Origin of the sequence: Vibrio sp. 10N.261.55.C5, from assembly GCF_041470505.1 — a bacterium.
GTDB lineage: Bacteria > Pseudomonadota > Gammaproteobacteria > Enterobacterales > Vibrionaceae > Vibrio > Vibrio crassostreae_C.
This window is the reverse complement of sequence record NZ_JBFRMS010000034.1, coordinates 36,316-56,203: the sequence shown is the minus strand read 5'-3', so window position 1 is coordinate 56,203 and position 19,888 is coordinate 36,316. Positions and strand designations below refer to the sequence as shown.

Genomic DNA, 19,888 nt, shown 5'->3' with positions numbered 1-19,888 from the left:
AAGTGTGCTCGCGCCCTGGTCTGCCAAGAAGGCTTCTTTATTACTGATTCGGTTGTTTTCAAATAACATGCTTGCCAATTCTTCAAACAGTTCTTTTTTATTATTCGCTTGAAGGTTGTTATTAATTAAGTTGACGTTAGTTAGCTGTGTGACCATTTATTAACTCATTCACTATTGAAGTTCTTGAATTAAAATTAATGGATTAACGGCATTCGCGAAATAGCAAATAAAAGCCCTTCACTGTACATTTGTACCAAGCAAAATTAAGTGTGATTTGCATCATTCATCCAGTGTGAGATGGGTCATATTTGATGGTGTTTTTGATTATGTTTTTGACACGCCGAGCGGCCTCATCAGAAACAAAAATGCCCCGCATGAGCAGGGCAGTAAGACTTTGTACTGAGTTCTAAGGGAGCTAGCTGTAAGCACGCGCTACTCGGCCAACGCAGTCCAGTTTGTAGCTCTCAGCATAAGCAGGAATGAATACCGATTGGCCTTTCTCTATCACGCAGGTTTCGCCGCACTGGTGAGTAAGCACCATAGATTCGTCGAGAGGTAGTAGGATCTCGGCACCTTCGGTAGTGATCCGTCGCTGATGTGAGTTTTGCACGATAGAGAACTTAAAATCCTCGACTGGAATTTGGTATTCCATCACATCACCTTGCTCTATCGGGCTGAGCAGTAACCTATCCGCAGGCTTTTCCTTAAATCGAGTACAAGAAACCAGTTCATTCACGTCCATGTATTTAGGCGTTAACCCAGCGCGCAATACATTGTCTGAGTTCGCCATGATCTCTAAGCCCGTGCCTTTGATGTAAGCGTGGGGCGTCTCGGCATCCAGATACATGGCTTGCCCCGGCTTTAGCGTGATAACGTTCAATAGCAGCGGAGCAAACAGGCCGACATCCCCCGGATACTGTTGTTCCAACTCTGAAATCAACTGGAACACAGGGGCATCTGAAAGTTTCGCCTTCATCAACAACATGGTCAGCGCCATGCCTTTTTGTTCACCTTGCAAAGCCAATAAACTCGCGAAGAAGCTCGCTAATCCATTAGGCGTTTGATCGCCCGCGAGGTCGTTAACCATCGAGTGCAGCTCAGGAATATCGAGGTAATGGAAGTGCTCAAGGATCTCGCTGATCGACCTAAAGCCATTCATCGCCGTGTAGTCCGTTAGGGCATACACCAGTTCTGGCTTATGATTAGGATCCTTGTAGTTACGATTGCCAGCTGTCATTGGAATGCCTTGCTGCTCTTCAAGAGCATAGCCAGACTCCGCTTGCTGTTTGTTTGGATGTACTTGAACAGACAGCGCTTTCTCAGCCGCTAATACCTTGAAAAGGTAAGGCAGTTCGCCAAAGCGACTTGCGACTTTCTCGCTCAGAAACAGGTTTAGGTTCTTAGAAATCAAGTTCGACAATGTGGTTTGCTGGCCGTTGTCGTTCACCATTGAGCAACCATTCGGGTGAGCACCCATCCAGATCTCCGCTTGCGGCTCACCAGATTGGTTATCAATACCAAACAGTTGGCTAAACGAAGAAGGGCTACCCCATGCGTAGTTTTGAATCACGTTAGTCATAGGGTAGAAAAAACGTTGGACGAACGAATCGTTCGCTAAAGAAAAATCAGACATCGAAATCACCATGAAGGGAAACATGGCTTGAGCTCTACTCGGCTTAATGAAATGCGAGACTAGAGTGGGCTCAAGCCATTGGAGTTGAAATGGCTTAAGCCGCTGCTGTTGCTAGCTTGGCTTTGCGTAGATTTTTAAGTGCGATACAAGTAACCGCAGTTACGCCTGCACCAGACGCCATGCACAACAGTGCTAGCAGTGGGTAGTTCATTGCGCCAAGTAGAGCGACCACTGGACCACCGTGAGCAACACTGTTGGTGATACCAAACGAGAACGCCATTGCCGCAGCAGTCATTGAGCCAAGCACGTTGGCTGGGATAACTGACATTGGATCTTGAGCCGCGAATGGAATCGCACCTTCAGAGATACCCACCAAGCCCATCGCGCCTGCTGCTTTACCTGCTTCAATCTCAGAAGATTCGAATAGGTCGAACTTACGGCCAAGTCTGGTTGCGATAGCCATACCAAGGGGAGCGACAGGGATTGCACACGCCATTGCACCCATGAATTGAGTTTGACCGCTAGCAATCATGCCGACCGAGAATAGGAACGCTACTTTGTTGAATGGGCCGCCCATATCGAAACCGGCCATGCCACCAAGGACGATGCCAAGCAGAACCACGTTGCCTGTGCTCATGCTCGTTAGTAGTGCAGTAAGCGCATCCATCAGCCCAGCGATAGGTGCGCCAATAACAAAAATGAACAAACCTGCGATGAACAAAGAGCCAGTGATCGGAGCGATCATGATAGGCACAAGCGGTTGAACGAATTTGTGGTAGTTAAACTAAGTAATCCATTTAACGAAGTAACCCACTAATAAACCCGCGATGATTGCGCCAATGAAGCCAGTACCTGCGTCAGCGCCATAGAAAGAACCGTTGTTGGCAATCCAGCCGCCAATTAAGCCAGGGGTTAGGGCAGGGCGGTCAGCAATCGCGTAAGCAATGTAGCCAGCCAAGATTGGGATCATGTGAGATACGCCATTCATCAAGTAACGGTAAAGGTCTGAACGTGCTTGCGAGGCTTTCTCTGCAACAGATTGGTTGGTCGGTGCTTGTTCTGCTTGGTAGCTTGGCGCGTTGAGTGCTTGCTTAATCAAGCCTTGCGCGTCTTTGATTGGCGCTTTTACGTTGGTTTTGATAACGCATTTTCCGGCAAAGCGAGCCATGTCGACCTGTTTGTCACAAGCCACCACAATCGCATCTGCGCGTTCGATCTCTTCTCGAGTTGGGCTGTTCTTAACGCCAATAGAACCGTTGGTTTCGACCTTGATGTCGTAGCCAAGAGCCGCCGCGCCTTTTTCTAGTGCTTCGGCTGCTAAATATGTGTGTGCGACGCCAGCTGGGCAGCCTGTCACACCAATGATGAAACCTTGCTTCTCAACATTGGTTTCTGTCTCAGCAGGTTCAGGTTTGGTAAGCAGTAGCTCTAATGCCGCTTGTTCAGATTGAGCATTCATGAAGTTTTCAATGAAACCTTCTTCAATCAATTTTGAAGAAAGCTCTGCCAGTACTTCGATGTGGTGATTATCGCCGCCATCAGGAGAGGCAATCATGAAGAACAGTTTTGATGGCTGGCCGTCATCGGCGCCGTACTCGATACCCTGTTGATGGACACCGATAACAACCGCGGGTTTGATGACCGCAGCGCTTTTCGCGTGTGGCAGAGCAATACCTTCTTCAAATCCGGTATTACCTTGTTCTTCACGAGCTTTAATGTCGGTAAGGAACTGTGCTTTGTCTGAAATTCGACCTTGTGCGTACAGCACCTCGATCAGCTCTTTAAATACGTCTTCTTTTGAATTAGCGCTAAGCGAAAGCTTAATCAAATTTTGGTTGATCAATGTCGTGATCATAATGAACCCCTACTCTGTTTTTATTTTGTTAGGGGTATTCTGGAATCTACGGCTTGCCTTCTGTAGTGAAGAAAAAATGCATTTACTGGATGATTGTTGCCTTATAAATGGAGTGTGATTTTGATCGGTTAGGAGTGCCTGTTTGGGGGAGTGTTGACAGCTTTTATGAGGTTATAACGCTTTTATTGATAAGGGCTTAGATTGATTTTTCTATCATGATAACAGTGTTCTAAATCTGGCCTTAGACTGGAGATTTATTTCCACTACTGGATTTTTGTAACCTAGATCTCAAATTGTGATTTTGCTCAATAGCGCTATGTTTCACTAAGGAGTATATCTATTCCCGTAGCCTTATTGCTGCTTATAAGAGTTCGAAACAATGATATTTCATGACCTAATCTCGTCGGTATTAAACGAGCGAGAACCGTTTCATAACATCTGGTTTGCGGGAGATTTTCACACGCCTTCAGCATCCAGTTATCAGGTGAACTTTCCGCGTTTAGAGCTGGTGCTCGACGGTGAGTATATTAATGAAATGGAGAGTCATGATCGCAAGATCACCAATGTTGTTGCGAAAGCAGGGGATGCGATTTTCATCCCGCCTAACTGTTGGAACAAGCCGAACTGGGATACTGATTGTTCGGTACTGAGTATGTTGTTTGGGCGTCGTCAGCTTGGTTTAAGCTTGGTGAGCAAGCGCAAAGGGGAAGAGAGCTTCTACGATATCCAAAAGCATAGTATTCAGACTCGCTCTGGCTTTGCGATTGATAATATTTTGGAGGCGCTCAGCTCGTTAGCGCGCGAGAGCAACAAGCAGCCGATGGATGAATTATTGCTGCAAGCGTTGCTTCAATACAGCAAGACGATGCTGGATGCGCCTGTCGAGAAGTATCACAGCCGCGTACAGGATGTGTATCAAGGGATCTGTATCTATATCCAAGAGAATTTCCACCGCCAGATCACGCGAGACAGCATCGCTTTGCGCTTTAGTATTTCATCCAACCATTTGTCGCGAATGTTTCGTCAACAAGGCCACATGACGCTGGCTGAATACATTACACGTGTGCGAATCGACCGCGCCAAGTTCATGCTCAAGAAATACAATTTCAAGCTCAATGAAGTGTCGGTACGTTGTGGCTTTAAGGATGTGAATTACTTCTGCCGAGTATTCAAAAACCGCACCGGAAGAACCCCGACTGAATATCGTGGTTCAATCTAATATCCCTTCAAATTGCCATTTTTGACCAGAGCTTATACGACCGAAATTTGTATGACTAGATCACCACAGTGAGCTCTGTGTTGTGGTGATCAATTTGCTTTGTGTTTTCCTCTGCTGTTTATTTCTATACCTTATTTCCAAACCTATCTTTAGGCACGTTCTCTATTTATCCCGTTTCACTAAATAAACCCAATTAATAACATTAAGGCTTCGCTTTGCGAGTTGCTTATTGTTTTTCGTTGCCTATTTATTGAATTAAACGTGTGAGGGTTGATGTATTAACGCGATGCATTTAATGGATGATAAGTAAATTAAAAACCACTTATCGAGACGATAAAATCTTGTTGTTGTTGTCCGGCTTACTGATTTAAATGTTTTTAAGTTATTGATTTTAAATGCTTACTTCGCTTCGGCTTATTCTTTGTTTATTAACGTGTAATTCATGTCTCGAAATCAAATATTCAGGTTTATACGCCCCATCACAACCTTGACTTATAATACTACAAATTAAAAATTCTATAGATAATATGATCTTCAGATATTCATCATAAAGAAGACTTATACATGGAACTCAATACTCTGATCGTAGGAATTTATTTCCTTTTCCTTATAGCAATAGGTTGGATGTTTAGAACGTTCACCAGTACAACCAGTGATTATTTCCGCGGGGGCGGTAACATGCTTTGGTGGATGGTTGGCGCGACTGCGTTTATGACACAGTTCAGTGCTTGGACCTTCACTGGCGCAGCGGGTAAAGCGTATGCCGATGGTATGGCTGTCGCGGTTATCTTCTTAGCGAACGCATTTGGTTACCTGATGAACTACCTGTACTTCGCTCCGAAATTCCGTCAACTGCGTGTGGTAACGCCAATTGACGCGATTCGTATGCGTTTTGGTAGCTTCAACGAACAAGTATTTACTTGGTCTGGCATGCCGAACAGTATTGTTTCTGCAGGTATCTGGCTGAACGGTTTGGCGATCATCGCATCGGGCATCTTTGGCTTCGACATGACGACAACCATCGTTCTGACTGGTCTTGTTGTACTGGTGATGTCGGTAACGGGCGGCTCTTGGGCGGTTATCGCGTCTGACTTCATGCAGATGGTTATTATCATGGCGGTAACCGTAACGTGTGCTGCAGTGGCTATCGTACAAGGTGGCGGCGTTACTGAAATCATCAACGATTTCCCTGTAGCAGAAGGCGCGTCATTCGTTTCTGGTAACAACCTGAACTACGTAAGCATCTTCGGTATCTGGGCATTCTTCATCTTCTTCAAACAGTTCAGTATCACCAACAACATGTTGAACTCTTACCGTTACCTAGCGGCAAAAGACTCAAAGAACGCGAAGAAAGCCGCTCTGCTAGCGTGTATTCTGATGACCATCGGTCCAATCATTTGGTTCATGCCACCTTGGTTTGTAGCAGGACAAGGCGTTGACCTTGCAGCACATTACCCAGACGCAGGTTCTAAAGCAGGCGACTTTGCTTACCTTTACTTCGTAGAGCAATACATGCCTGCGGGTATGGTGGGGCTTCTAATCGCAGCGATGTTTGCGGCAACCATGTCTTCTATGGACTCAGGCTTAAACCGTAACTCTGGTATCTTTGTAATCAACTTCTACCAACCGATTCTTCGTCCAAACGCGACAGAGAAAGAGTTGATGGTTGTGTCTAAGTTGATGTCTTCGGTTTTCGGTGTCGCTATCATCCTTATCGCACTGTTTATTAACTCACTGAAAGGCTTGAGTCTGTTCGACACCATGATGTACGTCGGTGCATTAATCGGTTTCCCAATGACGATTCCAGCATTCTGTGGCTTCTTCATTAAGAAGACTCCGGACTGGGCAGGTTGGGGCACGTTAGTGGTTGGCGCGATTGTGTCTTACATCGTAGGCTTCGTGATTACCGCTGAAATGCTACAAAATTGGTTCAACCTAGAGCCGCTAACAGGTCGTGAATGGTCTGATTTGAAAGTAGCGGTAGGCCTGATTGCTCACTTAACGTTTACAGGCGGCTTCTTTATTCTTTCGACTTTGTTCTACAAACCACTGGAAGCGTCTCGTCAGAAAGATGTTGATACCTTCTTCACTAACCTTGCGACACCTTTGGTCTCTGAATCAACCGCGCAGAAGAAACTGGATAACAAACAACGTCACATGCTGGGTTCATTGATCGCAGTGTCTGGTGTGGCAGTGATGGCGATGTTTGCTCTACCGAACCCATTCTGGGGAAGAATGATGTTCGTACTGTGTGGTGGTATCGTGTTTATCGTTGGTCTACTGTTAGTGAAAGCTGTAGACGACTCGGTTGAGGATGCGAAACAAGCGAAAAAAACAGCTTAAGTTAGCTAACCAGTTAAACAAGTAATTAAACATAAAACGGCTGAGCTCTAATGCTCAGCCGTTTTTTATTGTATGAGAAAATGAGCTTATAACGATTGGATAGGTGTCACAACAGGGGATTAATGGATGCTTTGAGTTTGACCAGAAGAGATGAATTAGATAAGGCGTGACGAGATGTACATCAACAAGGCTTGTAGGTCGACACTGCTTCGAGTCTTTTGCAGACGTTCATTGACCTGATCGTGAAGCAGGTTTCGAGTTAGGTTGGTCGCCGCGACAATGTGCTCACGCTGTGGCTTGGTTGGCAGAACAAGAGCAATGGCCACATGCACTTCGCCGATACGTGATGCCCAGTCAATTGGGTCGTCACTGACGATAACCGCAATCGAGAGATCTTGAGTCGATTCAAACATTACATGCGGCAGTGCAATACCCGGTGACACGCAGGTTGAAGAGCGTTCTTCTCGCTTAATAAATGCCAGAATCAATTCATCTGGGTCTTCTGGGTAAACAAGGTGAGCGAGCCCTTTCAAGCACTCAAATTTGGTCAGTTGGGTTTGCGCCTTAGCGTGGTGCCATTTGATATCACAAGGTGGGCATATTTGTGGCATTCGCTGAATTAGATCGCTAGAGAACTCATGGCTCACCTGTGAGCCAACCATGTCGTAATGCTCTGCAATTATGTCTTTGAGAACGAAACAGGCAAGCTCCGCATCAATACCGACCGCGGTTATCTGGCACAAATCACCACGAAGTAAACCTACTTGCAGCATCGCGACGGATTTGGAGAGATCAGCGGTTCGATTTTGAGTGATGTTGATAATGCGGATGTTGCTTTTGAATTTCTTCGCTAAGCGAGTCAGCGGCTGCGCGACATGTGAGTTCGCGGCAGGATCGTTAACGAAGAAGGTGATCTGGTATTCGTTCATGAAAAGTTTAAGTTCGACAATGCTTAATAAAGACTTTATCGATACTCAACAATACCTCTTCCATGGGAATGAATAAGGTTTTAGCTGGGTCAAATCGGTTTGGTTGTTCGATGTCGATATCAGAGACGATCAACACTTTGTCTGCGAGGGTAATATCTTGGGCGGTCAGTAAGTTTTCAATACCCATAGCGCCTTGCGTCTCAACCTTGATTGAAACGTTGAACTTAGGGGCTGTTTTATTTAGAGCATCAGCTGCCATATAGGTGTGCGCAATGCCTGTAGGGCACGCAGTTACCGCTACAATTCTCATTATTATTCTCGGCTTAATCTCGTCCCTGTTACGTTACAAAAGCTACCTTGGAAAAGCTATCTTGCATGGAAAATCCAGTATAGAAAGCTCGCATGGCGGAGGGACGATATTGTTATGGGTTCTGTGGATTTTATGGATTGGCGTTTTTTATTCCAAGGTGAAAGTCACACTCTGAGTTCTTGGTTACAATAATCCAGTTAATGCACCTTTCGTCCTATATATTGAGTGCCTTCACACCGTTAATCTTTTCATCTTATTAACCTTATCACTTACGTAATTACTTCAGTCTGAAATCAGGCGAGGCAGAGCAGCATATGGATATCACCAACATTATCGAGCCCGAGATTATCTGCTTAGATTTACAAGCAGACTCAAAATCGGCGGTATTTGAAGAGCTTGTTGAACTGCTCGACCGTGCCGGTAAGCTCTCTAATAAACGTGAATTTCTTGACGACATCTGGAAGCGTGAAGCCATCGGTAATACTGGCTTTGACGATGGCATCGCCATTCCACACGCGAAAAGTGCTGCCGTAGCTAAACCTGCGGTGGCGGTAGGTATCAGCCGTTCTGGCATCGATTATGGCGCAGACGGCGGCGAGCTGTCGGATGTGTTCTTTATGCTCGCTTCACCAGACAACAACGACGACCACCATATCGAGGTACTGGCTCAGATTTCGACCAGGCTTATCGAAGATGGCTTTGTTACAAAATTAAAGGCGGTGGAGTCTGTCGAGGAAGCTCAAGAGCTGTTTCTTGAAGCCAATTCAGAATCGTTCGATAGCTACGCATCTAGCCATCATGAAGTGTATGTCGAACCACTAAGCCCTTGGGCACAATCTCTTAATCGCCTCAAAGAACACTTATTATACGGCACCTCACACATGATTCCTTTCGTGGTTGCAGGTGGTGTGCTTTTGTCTTTGTCGGTGATGATGTCGGGTCATGGTGCAGTACCTGAAAGCGGTGTGTTAGCAGATATCGCACAGATGGGCATCGCGGGGTTAACCCTGTTTACAGCGGTGCTCGGTGGTTACATCGCGTATTCAATGGCCGACAAACCGGGTTTAGCGCCCGGTATGATTGGTTCTTGGGTTGCGGTGAATCAATACAATACCGGCTTTCTCGGTGCAATTGTGGTCGGTTTCTTCGCTGGTTTTGTGGTGAACCTCCTTAAGAAGATCAAACTGCCAGACAGCATGATCTCGCTGAGTTCTATCTTTATCTATCCACTAGTTGGCACCTTCGTCACTTGCGGTGCGGTGATGTGGGTGATTGGCTCTCCTATAGCCCAAGTAATGCTCGAGATGAACCAAATGCTCACGGGCATGGCAGGCTCCGGAAAAATGGTATTGGGCAGTATTTTAGGTGCAATGACGGCCTTTGATATGGGCGGCCCGATCAATAAAGTAGCAACGCTGTTTGCCCAAACTCAGGTGAATACTCAACCATGGTTGATGGGCGGTGTCGGGATAGCGATTTGTACGCCACCGCTAGGTATGGCATTGGCGACTTTCTTATCGCCAAAGAAATTCAAAAGAGACGAACGTGAAGCAGGTAAAGCGGCGGGTATCATGGGTATGATTGGCATCAGTGAAGGCGCGATTCCTTTTGCTGCCGCCGATCCTGCGCGCGTTCTGCCTGCGGTTGTTGCTGGTGGCATTGTCGGTAACGTGGTTGGCTTTATGTTCCATGTAGTGAACCATGCACCATGGGGTGGATGGATAGTGTTGCCAGTGGTTGATGGCAAGATTGGCTATATCGTTGGCACACTAGCGGGGGCTCTAACGACAGCCCTGATCGTGATTCTTCTGAAGAAGAACGTGGTCGAAGGTGAAGTGAATTCTAATCAGTTGACCTGTGGTTCGGTAACGGAAGAAGGGCAAGCAGATGTATTGGCGATCACTTCTTGTCCATCTGGTGTTGCCCACACTTTCTTAGCGGCGAAGTCTTTAGAAAAGGCGGCGCATCATCTTGGGGTTCGGATTAAAGTCGAACCCCAAGGTGCCAACGGAATAGGTAATCGCATTACCCAGAAAGACATTGAAAGGGCGAGGTTGGTGATCTTTGCTCACGATGTGGCGATTAAAGAAGTTGAACGCTTTGCGAACGTGAAAACCTTGGATGTCAGTACTAAGGAAGCAATGCTTAATGCTCAGGCGTTGATCATGAGAAAGGTGTAACTCTTTAAACCGCAAAGTTTATCATCTATAAAATTAACTAGATCAAAACTAAAAAGACTCCGCTCATGCTGGTTAAGGTGAAAGTGGAGTCTTTTTGTATTGTGCCCAATCAGTCAGGTCAGACGCTAAAAAGGGTGGTACTTAAATACGTCTTCAACCATTGAGTTGAGTAAATCGATATCGTCACAGGTTTTGGCGTAGGTACGCAGGCCTGCGATTTGAACCTGAACATGACGAGCAAGCTGAGTCGGTTCACGCTCTTTGCTTATCTCACCCAATTCTTGTGATTCTGCGATCAGCTTAGCGAACTCACCTTCCATGATTTTGAGTGATTTCTTTGCTTCTTCTAATAATTCGGCGTGTTCATCAGTCAGTTCTGCTACCGTTTTTGCCAGCATACACATGCCATTTGGCGAACTTTGTTTTGATTCGACCACAGCACGTTTGACGAAGCTTTCGAGCGCTTTGATTGGAGAGTCTGTTTCACTGCGGAAGCGGTTCAGATTCAGGATGCCAAGTTCGGTATAGCGAGCAAGCGTCTCTTTAAACAAACCTTCTTTGCTGCCGAACGTCGCGTAGATGCTGCCCGGACGCATATCAATCACGTCTTGCAGGTTGCGCATAGAAGTCGCATGAAAGCCCTTTTCCCAATACAGGTTCGTTGCTTTATCTACTACGTCTTGTCTATCGAACTTAGCGGTCTTAGCCATAACATCTACTTCATTAATCTGAACATATGTTCAATATTTTATGCTGAACGCCCGTTCTAGTAAAGGTGTGTTTAGCTGCTTTGCGCAGGCTTAGAACATCAAAGAGTTAATAAAACATCCAGATCATCAGGAAATAATCTTAATCATCAATAACTTCTACGGTCTTGTGCTGAGCGCCGTAGTAGGTGCCTTCATCGATGGTGTACATCAATGTTGCTTCGCACTCTGGACAATCGAATTCCTCATTGGGTTCAATAGCCGCTTCTTCTACCCATTCCCAACCGATATGTTCTTCGCAAGCGGGACAATCCATACAATATCTCTCAGTTGTTGTCGCATATTTATTGCGAATCTCTACTTTGATAATTCGGCATTATACATATTTAGTTAACGAGGAATAGACAGTTAATCAGCGCAGAATAGGGAGTTGATTAGTTGTGAATCAATCGCTGGTGAGCGTTGAATCTATAGTTAGTTCTGAATAGATTGTTTTCTCTGAGCACATAATTGGTGCAGGCCTACCCCTTTTGGGTAGTTAAAGTGTGTCAGATTTCAGTCGCTTACGTCAATAAAATGTTGTCGCATGTGTTTTGGGTATCGTTAGGTCGCTTAGCTAACAGTTTTATCGGTAAATCAATGAATTTTGTAAGGTTAAATGTTACCTTCATCGCATCGCGATCTGTGTAGCACGGTAATTGATGCACATTGATCAAGTTGAATAATTATATAGTCACAATTGAGGCGCATCTTATTAAGGGTGTGCGAGTTAGATGACTGAAAAGATTTGTTAGCTGCTAGGGAAATGATAATGAAATTAACCGATATGTCTTTTAAGCAAAAAATCATCGCTTTGCTTATTTTACCGATCTTGGGATTTCTATGGCTTAGCGTTTCTGCGATTTCAAAAGGCGTAGAAACCACCAGTGAATTGTCTTCATTAAACCAACTTACCCGTTTGTCGGTTGTGTACAGTGAACTTGTGCATGAGTTACAAAAAGAGCGTGGAATGACTGCCGGTTTTATCGGCTCACAGGGCACTAAGTTTGTCAGTGAACTACGTGCACAAAGAGCCAGTGCAGATAATAGACGTAATCTGAAAACCGAATACTGGCAATCTGCTGAAATCGATTTACCGCAGATCACTCGGCTGAACACTGAAATAAGCCAAAGCCTAAATCAAATTACTTCTATTCGTAATCGGGTCGATTCTCAATCGATTCCGCTGTCTGAGGCTTTGGGTTATTACACCCAACTTAATGCAAAGCTGCTGAGCGTATCGGCGTTAATTGCTGAGCTTAGCTCTGATGCTGCCATCACCACTGAAACCATCGCTTACTACAACTTTTTACAAGGTAAAGAGCGAGCGGGTATCGAGCGTGCTGTCCTAAATAATACCTTCTCTAAAAATGAATTTGGCCCAGGCATGTTGGTTAAATTCATCTCTTTGGTGACTGAGCAAAATACCTATTTCTCAAACTTTGAGGTATTGAGTAACCCAGCTAACGTTCGTTTCTTTGAACAGCAATTGAATGATCGTTCGGTGGCAGAAGTAGAAAAGCTTCGTGGTTTGGCTGAATCTAAGATGAGCGGTTTTGATGTTGATCCTGTGTACTGGTTCTCGCAATCTACCGCTCGTATTGTTCAGCTAAAGAAAACAGAAAACCGCCTAGCAGAGTCGCTTATCGCACTGACAGAGAAAAAAATGTCAGAGGCGCAGTCTGCGATGATGATGAGTATTGGTCTGTTTGCTTTGATAACCTTGTTCGCGACCTTCGTGAGCTATAAGGCGATCAGCGACCTGACGATGAGAGTAAAAGATCTTACAGTGATGTTGTCTAAGGTTCGTAATGACAACGACTTAACAGTTCGCGCTAAGTTCGTTGGCAACAGCGAGCTTGGACAGATCTCTTCGGCACTCAACGAAACGCTAGAGAAGTTTTCAAACGTTATCGACAACCTGTCTCAGTCGAGTCTGACCTTAGCTTCAGCCGCTGAAGAAACCTCACAAACCTGTCACTACAATTCGAACACGCTAGTGCAACAACAAGACCAAATTGGCTTGGTTGCGACGGCGACAGAAGAGTTATCAGCAACGGTGAACGAAGTCGCGGCTAAAACTCAGCAGACAGCAAGTTCCGCTAAACTGGTCGATGAGCAGTCTCAAGAAGGTTTGAGTACGGTTCAAAACTCTTACCACTCTATCGAAAAACTGGCATCTGAAATTAATGATCTAGCGGAAAAGATCACGCACTTACACGAGAGCAGTAATAACATCAACAGTGTGATTGATGTGATTAAGTCCGTCGCTGAACAGACTAACTTGTTAGCATTGAACGCGGCAATTGAAGCGGCAAGAGCGGGTGAGCAAGGTCGTGGATTTGCGGTAGTGGCTGATGAAGTTCGCACGTTAGCACAGCGTACTCAGCAGTCGACAGCTGAAATTGAAGGTTTCATCAGCTCGTTACAGTCTGATGTGCAAACCGCGTTTAATGTGATTGATAACAGTCAGAAGATGTCGTCTAAAGCGGTTGAGGATTCAAAAGAGGTGGAACACACCTTACAAGGTATCTCAGCATCGGTGAGCGAGATCTTTAGCATGACTGAGCAGATCGCAACCGCTACCGAAGAGCAAGCGGTAGTGACTCAAGATATTGCTCAAAACGTCATGGCAGTAGAGCAGAAGTCGACAGAATCTACGACAGGTGCAACGCAAATAGCTGCAACAGCCAAAGAACAAGCTCAGTTAGCAGCTTCATTGAAAGATATTGCGAGTACGTTTAAGAGCTAACTAGCAAGCACTCCAATAAGAAGTAAAATGCCCGTTAGTCTCTACTTTTAATAGCAGGACTAACGGGCTATTTGTATCTGCTGTCTTCTAAATGGCAACAGATAGTCCATTCAATGGGGATCTACCCCATAAACCAAGACACGAAAATCAACGCACCAAAACCAAATGTCGCCATTAATGCCGTGTCGCCACCGGCTGCTGTGTAGCTGCCTTCGGTTTGTAGGTGAGGGAAGTCAGGTCTGCGAACCTTAACTACCATTGCGAGTGGGCCCCAGATAGCTAGGAACACCAGGACCATGCCTGCATAGTCCAGCATGCTTACAAACTGGCTAGCGAACAGCTCAGCTAATACCAAAGGTAAGATGAAGGTTAGCGCATAAGCCAACGCTTTGTTGTTGGTCACCGCATCTTTGTTTTGGTCGTAAAGCGCCATCGACACGCCGAGGAAAGAAGTCACCAAGGCCAGAGCAGAGAACAGAGCGATCACCACTTTCAACCAAGCAGATTGGCCGCTGAACGCAGAGATCAACTCAGAGATATTGTGGAACTGGCTTATCGCGTCTGTGCCAAGGTTGCCGATAATCGCGAATAACCAAGTTAGGTAGCAAATTAATGGAATCACTGAGCCTAGCAGAATCATATTGCGGATCTGCTTTTGAGTTGCTTCACGGTTGTAGATAACCAGTGACGGGATCACCACCATAGAGGCAAAGCTAGTAAAGATAACTGCGCTGTATTGCACCACGTCGTTGGCCGTGTATTGGCTGGTTTGAGTTAGGTAATCAAGGCGAATGTTGCTAAATAATGACGCGATAACGATAAACAGCATCACGACCATCAAGATGAATAGCCCGCGATTCAGTTTGTCGATATAAGACTTGCCCGAGACGACGATAGCACCCATCAATAGGCTGAAAATGGTATACGCAACGGATGCTGATACATCGACACCAACGTCGAGCAGTAGCTTATGAATGATGTCACCGACACCCAAGATATAAGCGATCAACATGCATACTAGCAACAGGTAAAAGAGTGCATTGATAAAGTGTTTACCTTTGCTGCCCAGAGTGAGGTAAGCAACACTGCTCATGCCACTGTTGTCTTTAGTTTTAGTGCATGCTTCTGCCAGGAGGAGTGCAGAGTATGTGGTGCCGATAAAGATAAGTAGCATCAGCACTGAGCTGATCATGAAGCCAAATTGGGCCAACACCATGGGAATAGCGAGCATGCCAGCCCCTAATGCAGTTCCTGACAGAATCAAAGAACTGCCGAATAATTTCATATTCAAGAAAAACAACCTCAAGCGATCCAATTAAATTTTGTTTGGATTGTAAATAATTGTTTCCAAGACTAACAAAATACTCAGTAAAGTTAGGGGTTAATTTCTAATAAATTTTGAATTTTTCTAAAAAATTTAAGCAGGAATTTCTGGTGTATATGTGTGGTTGATTTAAGTATTCACTCGGTGAGTTTATTTATCGTTTAGTTAACGTTCGTCCATTATTGAATGATTTAGAAATTGGCAAAATTCAGTTAAAAAGAAGTATGTTTATGAGCTAATTGAAGACGATTCTAGTGAGTCGGATGCGGATAGTACGATTGTGGGTGCGATTATCTTTACGCCGCTTTCATTTGACGATGAAACCAAGGCATATTTGCTTTCACCAGTCGCGGTGAGCACTCAGGTTCAAAAGCGTGGTATTGGCCAGCAACTGATTAATTTCGGTTTGCAGGTTCTAAAAGATCAAGGTGTTGAGCTTGCAGTGACGTACGGTGATCCTAGTTATTATTCAAGAGTGGGCTTTGGAAAAATTACCGTTGAGCAAGTCCCAGCGCCATTTGAATTGAGTTTCTCTCACGGTTGGTTAGCTCAATCGTTGACTGGTGGTCAAGTCAAAGTAACAAGTGGAAAGTCGAGCTGTGTTAAAGGCTTGGCTCACGCAGAATATTGGTAGCCGCTTGCAAAAAAATTGAGAAATAGAGAAAGCCCATCAGGTGTTGCCTGTTGGGCTTTCTCGTTATGAACAAAAGATATCCGTCAGGCTTCAATGTACAATCTGAACGAGTGTTCAAAATGGTACTTGAACGATCGTTCTTGTTTGATCTATATTGTTTTCACACCAACGGAGAACATTCATTAATTGCTCCGTGATTGAATTACTTTAGAACCATAAATTGATAGGGATAGAGCAATGAGCAACTTCAAAATTCACTCAGTAGAATCCGCGCCAGAACAAAGCCAACCTATTCTTGAAGGCGCCAAAAAGCAGATGGGCAGAGTGCCGGGCTTGTTTGGTGTGTTGGCTGAATCTCCAAACACACTTAAGGCTTACACTCAGCTTCATCAGGCGTTTAGTGACTCATCTTTCGATGCCGAAGAGCTAACGGTTGTTTGGCAAACCATCAACGTTGAACACGAATGTCACTACTGCGTTCCAGCGCACACAGGTATCGCACATTCAATGAAGGTTGATCCTGCAATCACCGAAGCACTGCGTAATCGCACGGCTCTACCCACTGAAAAACTGCAAGCACTGCATGATTTTACGCTGAGCATGGTGCGTAACCGCGGCAATGTGCCTGAAAGTGAAATGGCAGCATTTTTCGAAGCGGGCTACGGTCAACAACAAGTGTTAGAAGTGATTCTTGGCCTGTCTCAGAAAGTGATCAGTAATTACGTAAACCACGTTGCTAAAACGCCAGTCGACAAAGTATTTGAACAGTTCGCTTGGCAAGGTTAATCGCATTTAACTAACCATCGTATTTAAGCAACTCAAGATATGATAATGATGAAAGCCCCGCTCAGTTGAGTGGGGCTTTGTTGTTTGGGTTGAATATGGAATTAACAAGGTTACCTAACGTACGTGCCTAGCGATTATCTTCGCTAGTGTCACAAGCCCTTCTTTCCACTCTTTGCTCTCTTCAATGTTGGCGACAGTGAAGCGCAGACAGTGTTTATATTGGTCGTTGGTGCCAAATACTGTTCCGGGTAAGATCCCCAATTTATGCTTCAAACAATCTTGATAGACCGCGTAGCTATCGACCGATTCAGGCAGTGTTATCCAGTTTAAAAAAGAGCCTTCCGGTTTTGATAGGTGGTATTGCCCGACAAGGTGTGGGTAGCTATCTAGTGCTTGTATTAACAGGCTTTGGAATTGCTTTTGATTGGTTTGGTAGAGCCGCTTCATCTTAGACAAATGACTGCGATATTTGCCGGTAGTGAGAAATTGACCCACAGCGGATTGCATCAGATTTGAGCTGCCCATGTTGTCGCATAAAAGGTACTTTTCGACCAAAGGTTGGTAGCGCCCAGACAGTAACCAACCGATTCGCAAGCGTGAGTCTAATGTTTTAGACAGTGAGTTGACGTAGATGACTCTATCTTGATCATCAAGCTCTTTGAGGCTCGCGATTGGTGTGTCGAATGCCAAGCTACCGAACACATCGTCTTCGATAATTGGTAAAGATCCGGTGATCTCCAGTAATGCTTTTCGATTCGCCAATGGCATTCTTGAGCCGGTTGGGTTAGTAAAGTTTGGCGTTAGCAGTAAGGTTTTCACTTCCCATTTGTCCAACGCACTCTGTAGTGATGGGATATCAATACCGTGGCTAACGCTGCTTGGGATTTCAAGGGCTTGCAAGCCAAGTGATTCAAGTAAAAGTAGATTACCGAAATAACAGGGCGACTCGACCGCCACGATGTCGCCGGGCTTGGTGAGCGCACGCAAAGCTAGACTGATCGCCTGTTGAGCACCATGAGTAATTGCAATCTCTTTCGAGCCCGCAGGCACACCAAGATCATGAGTGATCTTTAACAATTGCTTTACTAATTGCTCGTCGCCGGGGGGTAGTTGGTAATAACCGGGAAGCTGAGTTTGTAATCGACTGTGACGGCCAATCTCGGCATACAAGCTACGAATCGCAGGATTGTTGATGTTCGGGTGCGCGGAGCCTGCCAACAGTTTCAGGCGACCTTTTGGACGAGAGAGTACCGATTTGGTGACAGACAACAGATCGACTTTTTGAGGTTGGCTTGATGCATCCCAGCTGGTGGTGTTCGGTGCTTTCACGCGATAGCCAGATTTAGGTACTGAATAAACCCAGCCTGTGGCTTCCAGTTCTTGATAGGCGCGAATTACGGTGTTTTTGCTCACACCCAATTGTTCGCTTAATTGGCGGATCGAGGGAAGGCGATCGTCTGGGTGAAATAACCCTTTATCAATCTGAGCCTTAATATGTTGTTCGGTAGCGAGATATTTATTGCCGCTGACTTCTGCTTCCACGTTGTTCTCCCTCATAGCTCACACTCAACCTGTAACCATTTAAAGTGTTATATCTGTATCTTTATTAGTTATCTGTACCCAACTAAGGTAACAGCATTGATGAAGAGTTGACCAGAGGTTTGTAATGCTGATTAAAATGATTCCGTTTGTGTTTGTAATATTGTGGTCGTCAGGCTTTGTTGGCGCTCGTCTTGGCGTGGAATACGCGGAACCCGCAACATTACTTTCATTGAGGATGGTGGCCAACGTGGCGCTGTTCTTGGTTTTGATTGCAATCCTTAAGCGTCGTATTCCTCGTGGTCGAGCATTCTTCCACGCAAGTGTGGTTGGCATCTTGATTCATGGTTTCTACCTTGGTGGCACCTATCTGGCGATTGATATGGGTATGCCCGCCGGGTTGAGCTCTCTACTTGTTGGCTTACAACCGATTCTGACCGCCTTGATTATGATCAGCTGTACTTCGCAGCGTTTTAATTTTGCACAGTGGTTGGGATTAGCGCTTGGTTTTGCGGGTATTAGTTTGGTGTTGATGGGTAATATTGAATGGCAGTCAGACGACCAAAAAGGCTTGGCAACATTATTGTGTTTGGTTTCTTTGGTGGGTATTACCTGCGGCACTCTGTATCAGAAGCGCTTCTGTCAGGGGACAGATATGGTCGGCGGTGCGATGGTGCAATACTTGGCTTCTGCGGCGTTGTTTCTGCCGTTCGCAATGCGTTACGAAACTATGCAAGTAAACTGGACGATAGAATTCACGTTGACTCTAATTTGGCTGGTGGTCGTTCTGTCTTGTGTTGCCATCCTATTGTTGCTTTACATGGTAGAGCACGGTGCATCTTCAAGTGTGGCTTCGGTCTTTTACTTGGTGCCACCGACGACAGCAATCCAAGCGTGGCTTATTTTCGGTGAGTCGTTCGACATGTATGGCGCGATGGGCTTTGCGTTGTCGGCAGCTGCAGTTTATTTGGTGGTGAGGAAGCCAGAATGGATTAAGGTTCGCAGACGAACAGTGTTACAGCGGTAGTTTGTATACCAAAACTCACTCTACTTAAAGTCGATGACTAGAAACAAAAAAGAGCCTGAATATTCAGGCTCTTTCTGTATCAAATATTGGCTAGCGACTTTTGATTAGCGTTTCATCAAGCAAGCGTAAGCCGTTGTAAACGGTGCTTCTTGGTATTGCTTAAGGCCAGTTTCTTTGAACTTCATCATTAGAGGGTTACGCTTAAGGCTCTCTTTGATGTCAGCAGGAGATACAACGGTTACGTCTAGGCCGTCGATCAGTTGAATCGCTGCTTCTAGTTTGAAACCAAAGCCACCGCCAGCAAATTTGCCTTTAGTCTGACGTTGGCGAATTACAACTTTTTCTACTTGGTAATCTTCCATTAACTTTGCAAAAGAGAATTGAAAGTCTTTCATATTCTGTGTGTCGTTTGCGTCGCTAATCGCAACCTTAGAAACTCGGCAATCAGGAATGTTAAATACGCCGTCTGACAGAGAAAGAAGACAGATGACTGCATCGTTACCTTTGATTTCAACACCACAAATTTTCATGTTCTTACCTACTTATTTTAGAGCCCTACATTATGGTGTTATTTCTAACACTTCTCCAGTATTTGCGCGTATCAGCAGCAA

At 45.3% G+C, this 19,888-nt stretch carries 14 protein-coding genes and 2 pseudogenes; 7 read left to right on the top strand and 9 right to left on the bottom strand.

Annotation, left to right across the window (positions count from 1 at the left end; all coding sequences use genetic code 11):
• Window positions 1-415: 415 nt before the first annotated feature.
• The gene (manA, locus tag AB4263_RS13815; RefSeq protein ID WP_372098383.1) at window positions 416-1,633 is read right to left on the bottom strand and encodes a mannose-6-phosphate isomerase, class I; all 1,218 of its coding nucleotides are present in this window, start codon (window positions 1,631-1,633) and stop codon (window positions 416-418) included.
• Window positions 1,634-1,727: 94 nt separating this feature from the next.
• Window positions 1,728-3,488, bottom strand: a pseudogene (locus AB4263_RS13810) (fructose-specific PTS transporter subunit EIIC).
• A 379-nt stretch (window positions 3,489-3,867) separates the two neighbouring features.
• On the opposite strand from AB4263_RS13810, the gene AB4263_RS13805 reads away from it, so the two are divergent.
• Together AB4263_RS13805 and AB4263_RS13800 are read left to right on the top strand one after the other, a co-directional pair.
• Window positions 3,868-4,707, top strand: a complete 840-nt coding sequence (locus tag AB4263_RS13805; RefSeq protein ID WP_372098382.1) for a helix-turn-helix transcriptional regulator — start codon at window positions 3,868-3,870, stop codon at window positions 4,705-4,707.
• Window positions 4,708-5,271: 564 nt separating this feature from the next.
• Window positions 5,272-7,050: a sodium:solute symporter family transporter gene (locus tag AB4263_RS13800; protein ID WP_017090435.1), complete on the top strand. Its 1,779-nt coding sequence runs from the start codon at window positions 5,272-5,274 to the stop codon at window positions 7,048-7,050.
• 155 nt (window positions 7,051-7,205) lie between these two features.
• Here the strand turns inward: AB4263_RS13800 and AB4263_RS13795 are convergent, their stop codons facing one another.
• Window positions 7,206-7,979, bottom strand: a complete 774-nt coding sequence (locus AB4263_RS13795) for a PTS sugar transporter subunit IIA (protein ID WP_017064943.1) — start codon at window positions 7,977-7,979, stop codon at window positions 7,206-7,208.
• Between the two features lie 7 nt (window positions 7,980-7,986).
• The gene (locus AB4263_RS13790; RefSeq protein WP_017064942.1) at window positions 7,987-8,289 is read right to left on the bottom strand and encodes a PTS fructose transporter subunit IIB; all 303 of its coding nucleotides are present in this window, start codon (window positions 8,287-8,289) and stop codon (window positions 7,987-7,989) included.
• 314 nt (window positions 8,290-8,603) lie between these two features.
• On the opposite strand from AB4263_RS13790, the gene AB4263_RS13785 reads away from it, so the two are divergent.
• The gene (locus AB4263_RS13785) at window positions 8,604-10,469 is read left to right on the top strand and encodes a fructose-specific PTS transporter subunit EIIC (RefSeq protein ID WP_372098381.1); all 1,866 of its coding nucleotides are present in this window, start codon (window positions 8,604-8,606) and stop codon (window positions 10,467-10,469) included.
• Window positions 10,470-10,594: 125 nt separating this feature from the next.
• On the opposite strand, the gene AB4263_RS13780 is transcribed toward AB4263_RS13785, so the two are convergent.
• Both AB4263_RS13780 and AB4263_RS13775 read right to left on the bottom strand, forming a co-directional pair.
• A complete protein-coding gene (locus AB4263_RS13780; protein WP_017064940.1) occupies window positions 10,595-11,179 on the bottom strand; it encodes a TetR/AcrR family transcriptional regulator in 585 nt (194 codons plus the stop codon).
• A 139-nt stretch (window positions 11,180-11,318) separates the two neighbouring features.
• Window positions 11,319-11,492 carry a hypothetical protein gene (locus AB4263_RS13775; RefSeq protein WP_017061661.1) on the bottom strand — a complete coding sequence of 58 codons (174 nt, stop codon included), beginning with the start codon at window positions 11,490-11,492 and terminating at the stop codon, window positions 11,319-11,321.
• 495 nt (window positions 11,493-11,987) lie between these two features.
• On the opposite strand from AB4263_RS13775, the gene AB4263_RS13770 reads away from it, so the two are divergent.
• Window positions 11,988-13,967, top strand: a complete 1,980-nt coding sequence (locus tag AB4263_RS13770) for a methyl-accepting chemotaxis protein (RefSeq protein ID WP_017069791.1) — start codon at window positions 11,988-11,990, stop codon at window positions 13,965-13,967.
• A 121-nt stretch (window positions 13,968-14,088) separates the two neighbouring features.
• Here AB4263_RS13770 and AB4263_RS13765 read toward each other — a convergent pair whose 3' ends face one another.
• Window positions 14,089-15,252 carry an amino acid permease gene (locus tag AB4263_RS13765; protein WP_017061663.1) on the bottom strand — a complete coding sequence of 388 codons (1,164 nt, stop codon included), beginning with the start codon at window positions 15,250-15,252 and terminating at the stop codon, window positions 14,089-14,091.
• A gap of 274 nt (window positions 15,253-15,526) precedes the next feature.
• Between AB4263_RS13765 and AB4263_RS13760 the strand changes: the two are divergent.
• Together AB4263_RS13760 and AB4263_RS13755 are read left to right on the top strand one after the other, a co-directional pair.
• A pseudogene (locus AB4263_RS13760) lies at window positions 15,527-15,925 on the top strand (GNAT family N-acetyltransferase); the annotation flags it as partial.
• Window positions 15,926-16,162: 237 nt separating this feature from the next.
• Window positions 16,163-16,711 (top strand): carboxymuconolactone decarboxylase family protein, encoded by a 549-nt coding sequence (locus tag AB4263_RS13755; protein WP_017061666.1) that lies wholly within the window; start codon window positions 16,163-16,165, stop codon window positions 16,709-16,711.
• 114 nt (window positions 16,712-16,825) lie between these two features.
• Here the strand turns inward: AB4263_RS13755 and AB4263_RS13750 are convergent, their stop codons facing one another.
• Window positions 16,826-18,253, bottom strand: coding sequence for a PLP-dependent aminotransferase family protein (locus tag AB4263_RS13750; protein ID WP_372098380.1), 1,428 nt, complete (start codon window positions 18,251-18,253; stop codon window positions 16,826-16,828).
• A 124-nt stretch (window positions 18,254-18,377) separates the two neighbouring features.
• Here AB4263_RS13750 and AB4263_RS13745 point away from each other — a divergent pair, with 124 nt between their 5' ends.
• A complete protein-coding gene (locus AB4263_RS13745) occupies window positions 18,378-19,277 on the top strand; it encodes a DMT family transporter (protein WP_372098379.1) in 900 nt (299 codons plus the stop codon).
• Window positions 19,278-19,381: 104 nt separating this feature from the next.
• Here AB4263_RS13745 and AB4263_RS13740 read toward each other — a convergent pair whose 3' ends face one another.
• Window positions 19,382-19,807, bottom strand: a complete 426-nt coding sequence (locus AB4263_RS13740; protein WP_017071370.1) for a DUF3010 family protein — start codon at window positions 19,805-19,807, stop codon at window positions 19,382-19,384.
• Between the last annotated feature and the right edge of the window lie 81 nt (window positions 19,808-19,888).